General features: G+C 67.6%; 18 protein-coding genes. 12 read left to right on the forward strand and 6 right to left on the reverse strand.

The window, feature by feature from the left end; translation table 11 throughout:
- Positions 1 to 66: 66 nt before the first annotated feature.
- The 3 genes from BQ8420_RS02195 to BQ8420_RS02205 form a co-directional block, all read right to left on the reverse strand.
- Positions 67 to 249, reverse strand: coding sequence for a DUF397 domain-containing protein (locus BQ8420_RS02195; RefSeq protein ID WP_087096106.1), 183 nt, complete (start codon positions 247 to 249; stop codon positions 67 to 69).
- Positions 250 to 335: 86 nt separating this feature from the next.
- Positions 336 to 521, reverse strand: coding sequence for a DUF397 domain-containing protein (locus BQ8420_RS02200; protein ID WP_087096107.1), 186 nt, complete (start codon positions 519 to 521; stop codon positions 336 to 338).
- Positions 518 to 1276 (reverse strand): Scr1 family TA system antitoxin-like transcriptional regulator, encoded by a 759-nt coding sequence (locus tag BQ8420_RS02205; protein ID WP_087096108.1) that lies wholly within the window; start codon positions 1274 to 1276, stop codon positions 518 to 520. The genes BQ8420_RS02200 and BQ8420_RS02205 overlap by 4 nt, the downstream gene beginning before the upstream one ends.
- A gap of 185 nt (positions 1277 to 1461) precedes the next feature.
- Between BQ8420_RS02205 and BQ8420_RS02210 the strand changes: the two genes are divergently transcribed.
- The 8 genes from BQ8420_RS02210 to BQ8420_RS02250 all read left to right on the forward strand — a co-directional run bounded on the left by BQ8420_RS02210 (position 1462) and on the right by BQ8420_RS02250 (position 7743).
- Positions 1462 to 1950 carry an ATP-binding protein gene (locus BQ8420_RS02210; RefSeq protein WP_143847068.1) on the forward strand — a complete coding sequence of 163 codons (489 nt, stop codon included), beginning with the start codon at positions 1462 to 1464 and terminating at the stop codon, positions 1948 to 1950.
- Between the two features lie 3 nt (positions 1951 to 1953).
- Positions 1954 to 2505, forward strand: a complete 552-nt coding sequence (locus BQ8420_RS02215; RefSeq protein WP_087096110.1) for an ATP-binding protein — start codon at positions 1954 to 1956, stop codon at positions 2503 to 2505.
- 62 nt (positions 2506 to 2567) lie between these two features.
- Positions 2568 to 2894: a hypothetical protein gene (locus BQ8420_RS02220; protein ID WP_087096111.1), complete on the forward strand. Its 327-nt coding sequence runs from the start codon at positions 2568 to 2570 to the stop codon at positions 2892 to 2894.
- Positions 2895 to 3119: 225 nt separating this feature from the next.
- Positions 3120 to 3314, forward strand: coding sequence for a hypothetical protein (locus tag BQ8420_RS02225; protein ID WP_087096139.1), 195 nt, complete (start codon positions 3120 to 3122; stop codon positions 3312 to 3314).
- Positions 3315 to 4197: 883 nt separating this feature from the next.
- A complete protein-coding gene (locus BQ8420_RS02235) occupies positions 4198 to 4584 on the forward strand; it encodes a universal stress protein (RefSeq protein WP_087096112.1) in 387 nt (128 codons plus the stop codon).
- A gap of 34 nt (positions 4585 to 4618) precedes the next feature.
- The gene (locus BQ8420_RS02240) at positions 4619 to 5629 is read left to right on the forward strand and encodes a tripartite tricarboxylate transporter substrate binding protein (protein ID WP_087096113.1); all 1011 of its coding nucleotides are present in this window, start codon (positions 4619 to 4621) and stop codon (positions 5627 to 5629) included.
- A gap of 25 nt (positions 5630 to 5654) precedes the next feature.
- Complete coding sequence (locus BQ8420_RS02245) at positions 5655 to 6200, forward strand: tripartite tricarboxylate transporter TctB family protein (protein WP_087096114.1); 546 nt, start codon at positions 5655 to 5657, stop codon at positions 6198 to 6200.
- A 1-nt stretch (position 6201) separates the two neighbouring features.
- Positions 6202 to 7743, forward strand: a complete 1542-nt coding sequence (locus BQ8420_RS02250; protein ID WP_087096115.1) for a tripartite tricarboxylate transporter permease — start codon at positions 6202 to 6204, stop codon at positions 7741 to 7743.
- Positions 7744 to 7813: 70 nt separating this feature from the next.
- Here BQ8420_RS02250 and acnA read toward each other — a convergent pair whose 3' ends face one another.
- Entirely contained in the window at positions 7814 to 10528 is a 2715-nt protein-coding gene (gene acnA / locus BQ8420_RS02255; protein ID WP_087096116.1) for an aconitate hydratase AcnA, read from the reverse strand.
- Positions 10529 to 10608: 80 nt separating this feature from the next.
- Between acnA and BQ8420_RS02260 the strand changes: the two genes are divergently transcribed.
- Complete coding sequence (locus BQ8420_RS02260; protein WP_200815758.1) at positions 10609 to 11289, forward strand: GntR family transcriptional regulator; 681 nt, start codon at positions 10609 to 10611, stop codon at positions 11287 to 11289.
- 27 nt (positions 11290 to 11316) lie between these two features.
- Here the strand turns inward: BQ8420_RS02260 and BQ8420_RS02265 are convergent, their stop codons facing one another.
- Positions 11317 to 11928 (reverse strand): flavodoxin family protein, encoded by a 612-nt coding sequence (locus BQ8420_RS02265; RefSeq protein ID WP_087096117.1) that lies wholly within the window; start codon positions 11926 to 11928, stop codon positions 11317 to 11319.
- A gap of 529 nt (positions 11929 to 12457) precedes the next feature.
- Between BQ8420_RS02265 and BQ8420_RS02270 the strand changes: the two genes are divergently transcribed.
- The 3 genes from BQ8420_RS02270 (at position 12458) to BQ8420_RS02280 (ending at position 15290) form a co-directional block, all read left to right on the forward strand.
- Positions 12458 to 12895: a CoA-binding protein gene (locus BQ8420_RS02270; RefSeq protein ID WP_087096141.1), complete on the forward strand. Its 438-nt coding sequence runs from the start codon at positions 12458 to 12460 to the stop codon at positions 12893 to 12895.
- A 260-nt stretch (positions 12896 to 13155) separates the two neighbouring features.
- Positions 13156 to 14031, forward strand: a complete 876-nt coding sequence (locus tag BQ8420_RS02275) for a DUF5996 family protein (protein ID WP_235005875.1) — start codon at positions 13156 to 13158, stop codon at positions 14029 to 14031.
- A 152-nt stretch (positions 14032 to 14183) separates the two neighbouring features.
- A complete protein-coding gene (locus BQ8420_RS02280) occupies positions 14184 to 15290 on the forward strand; it encodes an LLM class flavin-dependent oxidoreductase (RefSeq protein WP_087096118.1) in 1107 nt (368 codons plus the stop codon).
- Positions 15291 to 15403: 113 nt separating this feature from the next.
- Here BQ8420_RS02280 and BQ8420_RS02285 read toward each other — a convergent pair whose 3' ends face one another.
- Positions 15404 to 16732 (reverse strand): MFS transporter, encoded by a 1329-nt coding sequence (locus tag BQ8420_RS02285; RefSeq protein WP_087096119.1) that lies wholly within the window; start codon positions 16730 to 16732, stop codon positions 15404 to 15406.
- Between the last annotated feature and the right edge of the window lie 149 nt (positions 16733 to 16881).

Consider the following 16881-nt stretch of genomic DNA (forward strand, 5'->3'; position numbering starts at 1 on the left):
ATCTGATTGCGCGACCTGACCCGTTCAAAAACAGTGCCTAGTGACGGGGACCGTTTCCGTACGGGGTCAACCGGCTCGCAGGCAGCTTTGGAGAGCGGCCCACTCCTCGGCGGAAAAATCGAGTTTCCCCAGGTCACGATTCTGCGTATCGCGCACAGCGGCGCCCTGGCCTGTGGCCCGAGTTTCCACGCAGTCACCACCCGTACCGTTGCTGTACGACGACTTGTTCCAGGTTTCCGTCAGCGGCATTGCACAGCCTTCCTCAACGAGCGTTCACTCCAATATTCGAGCGACCGGAGTAGTCGCCCACTCCTGCTCTCAAAACTCCAGAGTGACTAGTGGTGAGGGAGGGAGCCCAGGAGGGCATTCCACTCATGAGAATCGAAGTCGAGTGTTCCGATTTCACGGTTCTGTGAGTCTCGGACGTCTGCGCCTCTGGCGTGCTCACGTACTTCCACGCAGTGCGACCCATTCGCGCTGTACGTAGCCTTGTGCCACTCGCCAGGGATGTGCTGCTTCATGTCAGGCTCTCCAGAAGGTCAATCGACAGAGTGGGCGGGAGGGCCGCCCCCAGGGCGGCGCTGCTGAAAACTTCAGCGCGGTTGTGGGCGTCGGCGTGTATCACGGTACCGAGTGCGTGATCACTCGCGACCACGATTTCATTTTCTCTCATTGAGTACACCATGAGGGGCGACGTGGGTGCGAGCATCACAGTGCCCTCCGGGACCAAGTGCATGGTCACGCGTTCGGTCGCTACCCAGTCGAGCAGATGAGAGGCCTGTTCACGACGGACCGGATCTGGAAGTCCGGACACCGCTGCGGCAGGAAAGACCGCCGTGACCTGTAAATCCGACAGCGCCTCAAGGCGTTCGTATCGAAGTGTGACCAACTGGTCGACCTGCTCCTTCGGAGCTAGCGGTTGCCCGGCGCGGAAGACCTTGCGGGCATAGCTCCTGCACTGCAACATGCCCGGAACCAGCGAGGGGCTGACCAGCGTGACACACCTGGCAGCTCGTTCGATGGCATCGAGGTCCCGTGCCCACTCAGGAAGCCCGTTGCCACCCCGTGCCGCGCGCCAAGCAGCGATCAGCTTCCCATTCAGATCCAGGGTTTTATCCAGAGCTTCCACGCGATCCCGTTTCGGAAGACTTCCTCCCTTCTCCCAACGGTTGATGCTGCTATGTGCCATATGAGTCTTTTGCGCAAGCTGCTTCTGCGTAAGCCCTGCCAGGTCTCGAAATCGGGCCAGTGCCTCGCTGAAAGGATTGGGGGTCATACCACTTCGATACCCAGGTAATTCCATCAAGACACCAAAGATCCCGAGTAATTCACAGTAGCTATGGGATCTCAGCTCCTGCCTGGAACCTGGACTCACCGAAGACCGAGGCATTCCCGGGCAGCACGTGACACAGAAGAGCCCCGGGGCAGGTGAATCGCCCCAAATTACCCGAAGTGAGAAGAATGCAAGATACCCAGGCCCGACCGCCCACACCGGACGAGCCCTATCCCCGGTTGCTCCATTTCCCGAACTCGCGCCGGTCCGGAATTCTCCTGGGGCACACCCTCGCCCCCACTCCCCTCCTCACCTGGTGTCGCACCGCGCTCCCCCACCACGCCGCGCCGCTGATCCAGATCACCCGAGCGCTGGTCGACAACGCCCACCACCACTCAAGTTCAGGGCTACCCGGCGGCACCGTCCGTGTCGTGCTCGACCAGACCCTCCCCCTCTTACCTCACCTGTACGTGACCGACGAAGGACCGCGTCCGGACGACCCCTTGATCAGCTACCCCCACCGCCTCGTCCACGCCCCGCACAGCGGTCTCGCCCTCGTCGAGCGGCTCTCCGTGTACTGGGACTTCTCCTGGACCTGGGACGGACACCGCATACGCGCGCTGACCATGCAGGTCGTCCTCGACACCACCGACCCGAACTCCCGAAGGGCCCTCTGATCCATGACCACGATCGCGACGCCACGCCTGCCCGAGGTCACCCTCCCCCTGAGCGAACTGGTCCCGGCCAGGTACAGGCACTACTTCCAGCCCGACCCGACCCGAGCCGCCTACCGGGTCCGCAGCTACGAGTTCGGCTCCTCACCTCAGTGGATGCCGCTGGTCCGCGCGTTCCTGAACACGGACGCCGGGCACCGTGACCCCGACTTCCGCTACCTCTTCACCCTCCTGGGCAGCGAACTGGCCTCCAACACCCTCCGGCACACCCGATCAGGCCGCCCCCTGGGCCACTACACCCTGCGCTGCGAACGCCGCCGCACCGGACTCCACCTGACCTGCCGAGACCAAGGCACCGCCGATGCCTCCCCCACCGTCCGCGACCATCTACGCCCCGCCCCTCACGGGCTCGATTCGGAGTCGGATGGCGGACGAGGCCTCGCCCTGGTCGATCACCTCGCGCCCCAATGGGGTGACGACGGGTTCGTGTCCCGGCGTCGGGTCTGGTTCTTCCTCCCGTACGACCTGACCGATTCGCCCTGGAACGACGCGCCCTGAACAACTCCCGGCGCTTCTGAACCCGACAGCCCCGAATTCCAGACCTACCGAAAGCAGGATCCATGACGTATCCCATCCCCGCGCCCCGACGCCCGCTGGACCCTCGCCCGAAGAACCCCTTCCGAACCAGCGCACCCGACCCGAACTGCGCTTCCTGCGCACACCGCACCTGCCGCGCCGGGCGGGCGCGAACGCTCCCTCGTCTGGGTGGGCACCGCACCGAGTTCACCTACGAGCACCGCCAGGCCGCTCGGCTCCAGGCCCGGAACCCGCACCTGATGATCTTCTTCGGGGAAGCGACCCAGTCGTTCTGGGTGGCCTCGACCTCGGGGATGGTCGAAGCCCGAACCTTCGACGATCTACTCACCCACCTGTGGGCCCACCGCTGAAAACCTCCGCCGGAGGCCGGGCCACCGGTCGACCCACCGGACCCTCGAACCGTGACGCCGTTCGGTTGCCGTGCTCGTACAGGGAGGGCCGGCCAGGACGGTGAAAACCGGACGGCTACGCTGCTGGGCGGGGAAGACCGCGGCTTTCACGGCGATGGATTCTCTGCTCGATTGCACTCCAGCGGCGTACGTCCGCGTTCCCGACGAACAGTGAAGTAGATGACCATGGACAAGCCGCGTGGAAAAGACTCGTTCTCGTTGCCCTACAGGACGGGATTCCGGATCAACTACGCGCTCCTACACGTCATGGGCCCGCCGGCTCTGACCCTCGAAACCGATCCGCGGATCCGTGCGAAGAAGGAATACGAGCGCCGGCGTGAACTCCACCGGGCGTGGAAGACCCACCAGCGGTCCCAGTAGCACGACCGTGGGTGCGGCGTTCGCCGACTCCCATCCCCAAGCGAACAGCAGCGGGGTGAAGTGCCCAGCCGTCCACAGTCGGATGTACGAGTTGGTGCGTGATGGCGGGTGAGGTTTCACCGCGGGTCGAGACATGCCCTGGTCGCGCCGATCAAGGTCGATCGTGCGATCCCGGCCCACCCCTACTGACTCACCGGCATCTACCGACACCACCTGGTCGCACTCACCGAGGAGTTGGCCCACCTCTGGAAAGCAGCCGTCGAGGACCACCGTTACACCGCCGCGACGGTTTCAAGAGACGCTCTGCTCCGCCCTGCTGCGTCGGTTTCTGACCGTACTGACGAGGTGGATGCCGGCTGCGAGCGCGAAGCGCCCGTAGAAGAATGCGGCGATCCCCAGAGCGCTGTCCACCCCGGACCCGTAGATCGCGCTTCTGTGGAGGACCCGCGGCGGACGGGGCAGCATGATGGACGGCTACGCCCCCGAGGGTTGCGATACCAGTGCCGGCACCCAGCGCGAAAGCGCTTTCCTGGATAGCGCCCGCGTCCGCGATGCGATTCTCCGACGCAGTGCTCGGGAGAGCGTGAGCGCCGAGCGCCGATCGCCGTGACGATCCCGGACCCGAGCCCGAGAAGGATCATCCCCACCAGTTCACCGGTCCCCGAGGTGGTGGCCTTCGGCGGGGCCCCGGACGCGACCATGAACCCCTAACGCGTTATGAGCCCGACGCGAGGACTCCCGAGCACATCACCAGGCCCCGACTTGTGACGTTCTGCAACCGTTTCGTCACTGTTTCCGAGGAGTTGACGGGATGCGAAGAATGATACAGCCTATACACTACAGGCTGTGATGCTGGTCACGGCAGTATTCGAGGAGGATCAGGATGACGGTTGTGCTGGCCCACGCCCCGGTGGATTCCGCCGAGGCCGCGTTCGAGGCGGCGGTGCGACAAGCCGCCCTCCAGGGGCGGGAGCTGGTGATCGCCAACGCCGCCTCGAACGATGCCCCAGCCGACACCCGCGCGGTGGGCACGGCCGCGCTTCAAGAGCTGGCCGAGCGAGCACAGCAGGAGGGTGTCCAGGCACGTTCGGTGCACCTGGCCGACTCCGACGCGGCGGCGGCGCTCTTGGGCTTGGTCGAAAACGAGAACGCGGAACTCCTGGTCATCGGTGTCCGCCACCGCTCCGCGATCGGCAAGCTTCTTATGGGCAGCACGGCCCAGCGCCTGATCCTGGAGGCGAAGTGCCCGGTCCTCGCGGTGAAGTCCTGACAAGCGTGGCCACAACGAGGAGTGAGGGTTCTTCATGATCGGCAACAAGGGGCTCATCGCCCCCGCCGTGGGCGCGGTCCTGGTGCTGACGACCGGCTTCTTCGCGGTCCAGGACGCGGCGGGCCAGGATCAGGGCTCACTGGCTCGTTCGGCTCTGACCGTGATCGCCCCGGCCGCGGCCGGGGGAGGCTGGGACCTGGCCGCTCGTGAATTCCAGCAGGCGGCCAGAACCGAGTCGGTCGTCAACAGCGTCCAGGTGGTGAACGTCCCCGGGGCCGGAGGCACCATCGGCCTGGGTCAGCTGCAACAGCTGGAAGCCGACCCGACCACCGCGATGATCACCGGGGCGGCGATGGTGGGCGGTGTGGAGATGGGCGGGTCCTCGGCCCGGTTGAGCGACGTGACCCCGATCGCCCGACTGACCGACGATTTCCAGGTCATCGCCGTTCCCGCCGACTCGCCCTGGGAAACGCTCGACGACTTCCTTGAGGACTGGCGTGAGGACCCCGACATCCCCGTCGGCGGAGGCTCCGCGGGCTCCCCCGACCACCTGGTGGCCGGGCAGCTGGCCGAGGCGGCCGAACTCGATCCAGCGGGTCTGCACTACACCCCGCACGCCGGCGGCGGCGAGCTCACCCTGTCCCTGCTCTCGGACGCCAACGGCACCGTCCAGATCGGGGTCAGCGGCTTCAACGACTTCCGCGACCTCATCGAGGGCGAACGTTTGCGCGCCTTGGCCGTGGTCGCCCCCGAACGGCTCGAAGGCGTGGACATTCCCACTGCCTCCGAGCTCGGCTACCCCTCCGTGAACCTGGTCAACTGGCGCGGCATCGTCGCCGCGCCCGGAATCTCCGAGGAGGAGCAGGCCGAACTCCTGGAGATCACCGAGGAGATGTACCAGGCGCCCTCCTGGCAGGAGGCGATCGACCGCAATCGGTGGGATCCCAGCTGGGCGGGTCCTGAGGAGTTCAGCGACTTCATTACCGAGGAGGAAACCCGGATCCGCGCGCTCATGATCGACCTCGGCCTCATCGACGAGACCTGAGTCCCAGGACCCCACGGAGGAGAACATGTCCGATACAACACTCGATCCATCCCCCGCCGCCGACCCTCCGGGAGAAGCCGGACCCGTTCGATCCCTCTCCTTCTGGGAGGGGCGCGGCGAACTGCTCATCGGCGCTATTCTGCTGGCCATAGCGACGGTCCTGGGGCTCGGCAACCTCGGGATGGACGTCATCGGCGACGGGGGCCTACTGGGCCCGCAGGGCTTCGGCTGGTTCGTCGCCGCGCTCGCGACGGTCATCGGCACGCTGCTGATCGCCGCAGCGCTCCGTCGCACCCCCGAGCGCCGCCGGTCCCTGGCCGCCCAGGAGCGCACCAACTGGCGCGCCGTCGGCCTGGTCTTGCTCGGGATCATCGCCTTCAGCGCACTGATCGACATCGTGGGCTGGCTCATCATGGCCACCCTGATGTTCACGGCCGTGGCCACCGGTCTGGGCAACCGCAACCTACTGCGCAACCTCACCGTCGGCTTCGTCATGGCGGCGATCATTCAGATCGTCTTCAGCGGCATGCTCGACCTCAACCTGCCCTCCGGCCTCCTGGGTGGTTGGTGACATGGACCAGTTGACCAACCTGCTCGGCGGTTTCGGCGACGTCTTCACCCCGATGAACCTGCTCTGGATCACGCTCGGCGCCTTCCTGGGCACCGCTGTGGGCGTGCTGCCCGGCCTGGGCTCGGCCATGGCCGTGGCGCTGCTGCTGCCGATGACCTTCACCCTGGACCCGCTCGCCGCGCTCATCCTGTTCAGCGGCGTCTACTTCGGCGGGCTGTTCGGCGACTCCACCGCGGGCATCCTGATGAACACCCCGGGAAACAGCACCGCGATCGCCACCACCTTCGAGGGCCACGCCATGGCCCGCGGGGGGCGGGCCCCGCAGGCCCTGGCCACCTCCGCCATCGGCGCGTTCATCGGCGGTCTTCTGGCCACCACCCTGGTGGTGTTCTTCGCTCCCACCATGGCCGATCTGGCGACCCGGTTCGGCCCCGGCGAGTACTTCGCCCTGGCGCTGTTCGCCTTCGTCGCCATCTCGGCCATCGTCTCCGAATCCCCTCTCAAGGGTCTGGCCGCGCTGGCGATCGGCCTGGCCCTGGCCCTGGTGGGCACCGACCAGTCCACCGGCACCGCGCGGTTCACCTTCGAGGTTCCGGCGCTCTTCGACGGCATCAGCATCGTCGTGATCACCGTGGCCGTGCTCGCGGTGGGAGAGGTGCTCCACGCCGCCGGACGGGTGGGGCACCGCGGCGCACACGAACTCGTCTCCTCGAAGGGACGCCCCTGGCTGTCCGGGAGGGAATTCCGCGCCGCGCTGCCCGCTTGGTTGCGTGGTGCCGGCATCGGCGTGCCCTTCGGGATCATCCCGGCCGGTGGAGCCGAGGTCCCCACGTTCCTCGCCTACAGCACCGAGCGCCAACTGGACAAGCGGCGCAAGAAGCCGATGTTCGGCAAGGGTGCCATCCAGGGCGTGGCCGCTCCGGAGGCAGCGGGCAACGCTACCGCGGGCAGCGCGATGGGCGCGCTGTTGTCCCTGGGTCTGCCGACCTCGGCGACCGCGGCTGTCCTGCTGGCCGCTTTCCAGCAGTACGGGATGCAGCCGGGTCCGCTGCTGTTCGAGCGCAACGGCGACACCGTCTGGGCACTGCTGGCCGGTCTGTTGCTCGCCACGGTCGTGTTGTTGATCATCAACCTGCCCTTCGCCCCACTGTGGGCGAAGCTGCTGTTGCTGCCCCAGTCCTACCTGTACGCGGGCATCACCGTTTTCGCCAGCCTCGGTGTCTATGCCACCGGTGCCAGCCGGGCCGACCTGGCCATCATGTGCGTCCTGGGTGTGCTGGCCTTCGTCATGCGGCGCACCGGTGTGCCGCTGGCCCCGATCCTCATCGCGGTGATCTTGGGCCCGCTGGCGGAGTACTCCTTGCGTGACGCCATGGCCAACTCCGGCAACAACCCGTTGACCCTGGTCAGCAGCCCGATCACCATCGCCCTGTACAGCCTGCTCCTGCTGGGGCTGGTCTGGACCGTGTGGCGCCGGATGCGCCCGGCCGATCCCGCCCGCCCCGTGGCCGAAGAGGAGACGGAGGCACACGACAAGGCCTGACACACCTCGGAATCGAGGGCCGCCCGGATTTCTCCGGGCGGCCCTCGATCGTGTGGACTCTTGTGGACGCTCAGTCGCTTCCCAGCCTCTGAAGCGCCTGCTCCAGGATGTAGGGCAGCAACCCACCGTGACGGTAGTAGAGCTGCTCGCGCGAGGTGTCCAACCGTGCCCGCACCGTGAACTCCACGACCTCACCGTTGGTCAAGCGCCGCGCGGTGACCTCCAGGACCGCCGGGACCTCCTGGAGGCCTTCCATCCCGGTGAAGGTGTACTCCTCCTCCCCTGTCAGGCCCAGGCTCTGTGCGCTCTGGCCGTCCTCGAACTGCAACGGCAGCACACCCATACCGACCAGGTTGGAGCGATGGATGCGCTCGAAGGACTCGGCGATCACGGCCCGCACGCCCAGCAGGGCGGTGACCTTGGCCGCCCAGTCACGAGACGAACCGGTCCCGTACTCCTTGCCGCCGATCACGATCATGTCCTGGCCCCGCTCCGAGTGGCGGTCGGCGACCACGTGGACGGCGTCAACGACGCGTTCCCCTCCATCGGAACCGAAGTCCACGGCCCTGCCCCCCGGTAGATCCGGGGTCATGCGGTTCTCCAGCCGAGGGTTGGCGAACCCGCCCAGCCTCATCACCTGCCAGTTGCCGCGCCGCGAGGCGTAGGTGTTCAGCTCCCGCACCGCCACACCCTTCTCGGTGAGGAAGGTTCCGGCCGCGCTCGTGGAGGGGATGCGCCCAGCAGGGCAGATGTGGTCGGTGGTCACCGAATCGCCGAGCAATTGCAGGACCCGGGCACCGGCGATGTCGCGATGCCCTGTAGCCCTGGAGGCCGCGGAGCCGGCCACGCGGTCCAGGAACGGCGGCCGCTGGAGGTAGGTCGATGCGGGGTCCCAGGCGAAAACCGGTCCCTCGGGGGCGGCCAGGCCCTGCCAGTTCTCGTCGCCGTCGAAGAGAGTGCGGTAGACCTCGGTGTACATGGACGGTTCGATGGAGGTCGAGGAGACCGCTTCCACCTCGGCCTCGGTCGGCCACAGGTCGGACAGCATGACGGGCTCGCCGTCCCGACCGATGCCGAGCGGTTCCGCCGTCAGGTCGATATCCACTGTGCCCGCCAGGGCGAAGGCCACCACCAGGGGCGGCGAGGCGAGGAAGTTCAGGGAGACGTCGTTGTTGATGCGGCCGTCGAAGTTGCGGTTCCCAGAGGTCACCGAGGCGACCACCAGGCCCTGATCCCTGACCTCGGACTCCAGTTCCGGCAGTAGGGCCCCGGAGTTGCCGATGCACGTCATACAGCCGAACCCGACCAACCCGAACCCCAGGCTCTCCAGGTCCCGCATCAGCCCGGCACGTTCCAGGTAGTCCACCACCACACGGGAACCGGGGGCCAGGCTCGTCTTCACCCAAGGTCGGGGGCGCAGCCCGCGGCGTACCGCGTTGCGTGCCAGGAGACCGGCGGCCATCATCACCGCCGGGTTGGAGGTGTTGGTACAGGACGTGATGGCGGCGATCGCTACCGCACCGTCCCTCGGCCGGTTGTCGACCTCCGGGATCGAAACAGCGACAGAGGAGGGGACTGTGGTCGGCGCGGAGTCGGGAACGGGTTCGCTCGGGGAACGACCCGAATCGGCCAAGGAGCGGTCCAGCGCGCGTGCGGTGTCTCCCAGGTCCAGTCGGTCCTGCGGGCGCCGGGGTCCAGCCAGGCTGGGCACGATCTCGCCCAGGTCGACCGTGACCGTGCGGTCGAAGCGCGGGCGGCGGAGCGGATCGTGCCAGAGCCCCTGTTCCTTGGCGTAGGCCTCCACCAGGAGAACCCGCTCCTCGTCTCGCCCTGTGAGCCGAAGGAAGTCGATTGTGCGCTGGTCGATCGGGAAGATCGCGGCGGTCGACCCGAACTCAGGGCTCATGTTGGCCAGGGTGCAGCGGGTGGCGAGACTGGTTGCGGCCACGCCTGGCCCGAAGAACTCGACGATGGACCCGACCACGCCCAGGTGGCGCATCCTTTCGGTCACGGTCAGCACCAGGTCGGTGGCGGTCACCCCCGGGCGCAGCTCACCTACCAGTTCGACCCCGACCACAGGGGGGATGAGCAGGGAGACGGGCTGACCCAGCATGGCCGCCTCGGCCTCGATGCCGCCCACGCCCCAGGCCAGCACCGACAGTCCGTTGACCATGGTGGTGTGGGAGTCGGTCCCGGTCACGGTGTCGGGGAAGGCCAGGCCGTCGCGGACCTCCACCACCCGGGCGAGGTACTCGACGTTGATCTGATGCATGATCCCCGCGCCGGGCGGAACGACCTTCAGCTCGCCCAGCGCCTGCTGACCCCATTTGAGAAAGCGGTAGCGCTCACCGTTGCGCTCGTACTCGCGCCGGACGTTGAGCAGAGGGGCGTCGGGCCGCGCGAAGAAGTCCGTGGACACCGAGTGGTCGACCGTGAGCTCGGCGGGGACCACACCGTCGATGAGGCCCGGATCCCCTCCCCGCTCGGCCACCGCGTCGCGCATCGCGGCCAGGTCGGTGAGCACGGGCACGCCGTTGGTGTCGTGGAGGAAGACCCGTGAGGGGTGGAAGGCGATTTCGTGTGTACCGGACCGACCTTCGACGACCGCCTTGATGTCGGCGACCGAGACGAGGTCGCCGTCCTCGTGGCGCAGCAGGTTCTCCACCATGACCTTGTGCGCGAAGGACAGGTCCTCTGTCCCCGGCACGGCTTCGAGATGGAACAAATCGACGCTGCCGCCAGCGGTCCGCAGCCTACGTCGGCTGTGGTGTGAATCGATCGACATCGAACCTCCTAGCCTATAGGCTACACGATGTAAGTAGGCGCGATCTGCCGCTATCATGTCCCTCAGAGAGGACGGAACACGTGGCACCGAAGCAGGTCTTCAGCAAGAGCGAATACGCCTACGAGGAGATGAAGCAGCGCATCCTCTCCGATGAGCTGCGCCCCGGGGCCGCCGTGAACCAGGAGGGGATCGCGGCGGAGCTGGGCATCTCGACCACCCCGGTGCGCGAGGCGTTCAAACGCCTGGCCAGCGAAGGGCTGATGGTGCTGGCCACGCACAAGGACGCCCGGGTCACCGAGCTGACATTCTCCGAGGCACAGAGTCTGTACGAGGTCCGCCTCAACATCGACCCCCTCGCCGCACGGTGGGCCGCAGAACGGCGCACCGAGGGTGACATCTCGGCCATCCGTACGGCTGTCAGCGCCTTGCACCCGCTGACCGGCACCGCCGAGCTTCCGGCACTCATCGCGCACCGCGAGTTCCACCGCGCCGTCTACCGCGCCTCGCACAACGACCCCATGATCGAGATCCTCGACAGCCTGTGGGACAAGGCCGACCGATACCGTCAGTTCACACTGAAGTACCGGTCCGACACCGAGGCGGAGATCGAGCGTGTGCGAGAAGAGCACCAGGCGCTCGCCGACGCAGTGATCAACGGCGAGCCGGCAGCGGCCGAGGCCGTCATGAGAGAGCACATCTCCCGCAGCCTCGGCCGACAGGCGATGGAAAAGCTGCGGTCAACGGAGACCTCGGGCAGCTGATCAGTGCCGGATCGTTCTCGCGGCCGTTCAGGAGGCCGGATACTGCTGCGCCTGAAGCAGGCGCGCGAGGTGCGCGGCGTTGCGGGCCGCCGTCGCCGTAGTGGTCGCCACGGCTTCCGGAGTGCTGTCGAGGTCGATGTAGTCCTTCGGGTTCATCGCCTCGGAGTTCCAGTAGGTGGACCCTGTGGCGGGGATGGTGAACCCGGTGTCGCTCAGCGCCTGCACGCAGTCCGCGACGATCTTGTGCGCTCCGTCCTCGTTACCGACGACGGCCACCACGGCGACCTTGCCGTACATCGACGGCCGCCCCTGGTCGTCGGTCTCGGAGAGTTCGGCGTTGATCCGCTCCAGCACCCGCTGGGCGACACTCGACATGTGGCCCACCCAGGTCGGCGTGGCGAGGATCAGGATGTCGGAGTCCACCAGCTTTTGCCGGAGCTCCGGCCATTCATCGCCCTGCCCCATGTCGACCGCCACACCAGGGCTGACCCGATGATCGACGACCCGCACCGACTCGCCCCGGACTCCGTGGCCGGAGAGTTCGTCGAGCACTTGCCGGGCGAGCAACTCACTGCTGGAAGGGTCCGGAGTGGGCTTGAGACTGCACACCAGGGCGAAGGCCCGAAGATCGGAAGACATGGCGGCACCCTACCCACCACCGGTCTTGTTCTTCTGCAAGCTCAGCGCTTCAGCGGGTCATCCGTTTCTACCGACATCACGGTTTCAAGGCCACTGGTGAGCAGCATCCGTGGCAGGGCAAGCTCCCGAACATGCGCATGGCTCGCGCCCCCTTGTCCGACCACAGCACTTGAGCCCGTCGCACTTCATCGGCCGACCACCGCCGACACGGGTCCGGGGGAACTGTCCGTATCCATGCGTCGGATCACCCGGATCGACAGGCCCCGGCCTCGGGTGACCACACCCGCACCCCGCACTGCCCGAGTTCCGTCACGACATGCTCGAACCGATCACACACGAACGCGCCACGGTCGGCAATGAGCAGGCGGAACACGAGCACCGACCTGCGCAGGGCCGGGGCACTCGGGGCCTTCGCTGACGTACATGGTGACGCGGGCGGGCGGAGTGTGCGAGGTGTGCTCCGCTCCCCTGGCACTCTGTCCGCGCGACAGTGGGAATCAGTGGTGTGTCGGGGCTGTTCTCCACCGACATGACCAAGGCATGGCAGGACCCGAAGACCATCGACCGCTTCCTCGACGACACCAAGACCTGGGCGATCGTCGGGCTGTCGAACGACACAGGGCGTACCGCCTACCCGATCGCGCAGTTGTTGCAGGCCAAGGGCAAGAGGGTCGTTCCGATCCACCCCGGGGTCGCCGCTGAGGGCGGGGAGGTCCTCGGGGAGAAGGCCTACGCGACGCTCACCGAGGCGGCCGCCGAGGTCGGGACCATCGACGTCGTCGATGTCTTCCGCCGCTCAGAGGCTGCTGGGGCGTTCGCCGACCAAGCCGTCGCGATCGGGGCGGGCAGCGTTTGGTTCCCGCTGGGGGTCGTCGACGAAGAGGCGTTCCGACGTACGACGGATGCCGGTCTGCCGATGGTGATGGACGTCTGCCCCGCGATCGAGTGGGGCAAGCGCGACGCCTGAGCGCCGTTTCGCAGGCCCGGGCCGCCTGGGCCGGGTGGCCTGTAACTGCCACTCCGCGACCACGGCCGGAACTGCTGGTGGTCGACCAGCGGGAAAGCGCTCTCCTCCGGCGGCTCGTGTTCTGGGCCTCGGACGGGACTTCGCCGACCATGCAGATGACACCTCATCTGCATCAGCGTTTCGCACGACGCGCCGACAGCACACGAACCCGAACCCCGGCCCAGGGGTGCCCTCACCATGAAGTTGACTCATCATCTACTATGTGGACCCAGATCGTGGGCAAGATCCGCATGGCCCACGCCCCGCTGGTCAACCACTGGTGGCAGGTGCCCCTGTACGTCAGCCCGCGCGGGCTGACCACCTCGACCGTCCCCTACCGTTCGGGGGCCTTCGAGATCGAGTTCGACTTCGTCGGCCACCGGATCGAGGTCCGCAGCAGTGACGGCGGTACGGACGGTTTCCCACTGCGGCCCATGACCGTCGCCGCGTTCTACTCCCGGCTCCTGGACCGGCTCGGGATCGAAGCGCCGATCCGGCCGATCCCCAACGAGGTCGACCCGGCGATCCCCTTCGCCGAGGACCACGAGCACGCCTCCTACGACGGCGAGGCGGTCACCCTGTTCTGGCGTCAGCTCCTACAGGCCAACCGGGTGATCGGTGAATTCCGGTCGCACTTCGTCGGCAAGGTCAGCCCGGTGCACTTCTTCTGGGGAGGGATGGACCTGGCCTGTACCCGCTTCTCCGGACGGCCGGCCCCCGAGCACCCGGGCGGGGCCCCCAACTGCGGGGACTGGGTCATGGTCGAGGGCTACTCCCGGGAACTGTCCAGCTGCGGCTTCTGGCCCGGCGGCGGTGAGGAAGGCGCCTTCTACTCCTACGCCTACCCCGCACCCGAGGGCTTCGCCGAGCAGGCACCCGGCCCCGAGGGCTCTTACCACAGCACCGAGTTCCAGCAGTTCCTGTTCCCCTACGAGGCCGCCCGCACCGCGCCCGACCCCGACCGCGCCGTGGCCGAGTTCCTGCACAGCACCTACAAAGCCGCCGCGAACCTCGGACGCTGGGACCGTCCCGCGCTGGAGGACGACCCTCTGCGCTGGCACGGAACCTCCGCGACTCCGGGGAACGGCGGGGCCTGACCGGGCGGCCACCGACGGATCAATGAGAACTTCCGCAGTATAAAGTTGATTCATCAACCGAACGATGACGATGCCGAAGCAACACGAGAGACCAGGTCCGGCATCTCGTTCACCACGCCGGTCGACACAGCGACCGCAGGGAGGCAAGTGCGATGCAGTTCGGGATCTTTACCGTCGGTGACGTGACACAGGACCCCACCACCGGCCGAACGCCGACCGAGCACGAGCGGATCAAGGCGATGGTGGCCATCGCGCAGAAGGCCGAGGAAATCGGGCTGGACGTGTTCGCCACCGGCGAGCACCACAACCGGCCGTTCGTGCCCTCGTCCCCGACCACCATGCTCGGCTGGATCGCGGCGCGGACCGAGCGGATCATCCTGTCCACGTCCACCACCCTGATCACCACCAACGACCCGGTGAAGATCGCGGAGGACTACGCCATGCTCCAGCACCTGGCCGACGGCCGGGTGGACCTGATGATGGGGCGCGGCAACACCGGCCCGGTCTATCCCTGGTTCGGTAAGGACATCCGCGAGGGCATCCCGCTGGCGCTGGAGAACTACAACCTCCTGCACCGTCTGTGGCGCGAGGACGTGGTCGACTGGGAAGGGAAGTTCCGCACCCCGCTGCAGGGCTTCACCTCCACGCCGCGACCGCTCGACGACGTGCCGCCGTTCGTGTGGCACGGCTCCATCCGCAGCCCGGAAATCGCCGAACAGGCCGCCTTCTACGGAGACGGCTTCTTCGCCAACAACATCTTCTGGCCCAAGCGGCACTTCCAGAAGCTGATCAACCTCTACCGCAGGCGCTACGCCCACTACGGCCACGGCAGCCCCGAGCAGGCCATCGTCGGCGTCGGCGGCCACATCTTCATGCGGCCCAACTCCCAGGACGCCGTACGGGAGTTCCGCCCCTACTTCGACCGCTCCCCCCAGATGGGCGGTGGACCGTCACTGGAGCAGTACATGGACGAGACCCCGCTGACCGTCGGCAGCCCGCAGCAAATCATCGACAAGACCCTCACCTTCCGCGAGAACTTCGGCGACTTCCAGCGCCAGCTGTTCAACGTCGACGGCATCGGGCTCCCCCTGAAGACCGTGCTGGAGCAACTCGACATCCTCGGCGAGGAGATCCTGCCGGAGCTGAGGAGGGAATTCGCCAGGAACCGGCCGGCCGACGTGCCCGACGCCCCCACCCATGCCTCGCTGCTCGCCGCTCGCGAGGCCGAGGACGTCTCCGCGGTGGTAACGGAGGGCTGAGCCGCAATAGGACAACCGCACGGAGGGGGCCGGGAACCGACCGGTCGTGGCTTCCGCTCGTCGATTCCCCCTCTCCGCTTCCAGGACCGGGCCTCGGATCGAACACCCGCACGTCACGCTTCGACGGCGGAAGGCGCGAGGTCCGCTTCCTCCGGCTCGGAGCCGAGGTCGTCGATCCCACGGAACGCCGGTGCGACCAAGGCGGCCAACGCGGTGACCCCGACGAGGACCGCGATCACGGCCCCGGCCACGGGCAACCCGGCCATCGAGGCCACCGCCGCGAGCGGTGCGCTGGTCAGGGCGGGCGCGGAGAGCATCACGGTGTTCTGCGCGCCGAGCACACGGCCGCGCATGGCGTCCGGGGTGGCCTCGATGGTCAGCACCCCGAGCACGCCTCCGGCCGGAGCGAAGAGGAACCCGGCCAGGGCCGCGCCGCCCAGCACCAACCAGGGGGAGGCCATACTTCCCACCGCGGCGAACCCGACCAGCGCGCCCAGCATGCCGATCACGAACCACACCCGTCGGCGGACCCGGAGCGCGAAGGCGGCGTAGAGCGCGGAGCCGCCGATACTGCCCGCGGCGATCGCGCTCAGGGTCAGACCCGTCAACTCGGGAAGGTCCTGCTCGGTGAAGTAGGCGGGCATGAGGGTGGTCTGCAGGACGCTCAGGACCGCGATGAACACCCCGGTGACCAGGGTCGACCCGAGAACCAGCCGGTTGCGGAACAGGAACCGCCACCCGTCGGCCAGGTCGGCCGCCGCCCGTCGCAGCGAGCCCCCGGCGGCGTCGGCCGGGACGGGGTCTCGGGGCGGGACCCGTCCGGCCCGCGGGTCGAGAACGAGCATGCTCAGTGCGGCGAGCAGGCTGGTCACGGCGGCGGCGAGCAGGATCGCCGGGGACAGGCCGAACAGCGCGACCAAGAACCCGCCCAGGCCGGGGCCGGCCAGCACGAGCACGTTGCCCACAGTCTCGCGGACCGCGACCAGCCGGTCCAGCCGGACCGGGCGGACCGGGCGGACCGGGCGGACCGGGCGCCCGTTCCGACCCGGCTCGGTTTCACCGAGGCGAGCCAGGGTGGGCAGCATGGTCTCCTGGGCGGTCATCCCCGGAACCCGGATCAACGCCCCGACCACGGCCATGGCCAGGAACCAGGCCAGGTTCAGGCCCCACACCAGGTCGATGACCAGCAGCGCCGCCATCGACAGGGCGTTGAGCAGGTTGGCGATGACCGACACCGCGCGCCGGTCGACCCGGTCGACGAGCAGCCCGGAGAAGAGCCCGGTCAACGCGGACACGGCCATACCCACGGTCGCCATGATCCCCGCCGCGAGCACGTCTCCGGTGCGGTCGAGCACCAGGAGCGGGATGACCACGCTCGCGATCCCCGATCCCAGAAGGGACAACGCGTAGGAGGTGAAGTAGATCGTCGGGCTGCGGCGCACGGTGGCCTGCTTCCTCAGGGAGTCGGTCGCGCGTGCCCGGGACGGCTGGCACGCGCGAGCTGGTGGGACGGCTCCGTGAAGTACGGAGCCGTCGGGACGAACCGGTCAGCCCCGCGGACCGGTCGCGGAGCCGTCCGGCGTGACCAGTC

This window comes from Nocardiopsis sp. JB363, assembly GCF_900143625.1.
Taxonomy (GTDB): Bacteria; Actinomycetota; Actinomycetes; order Streptosporangiales; family Streptosporangiaceae; genus Nocardiopsis.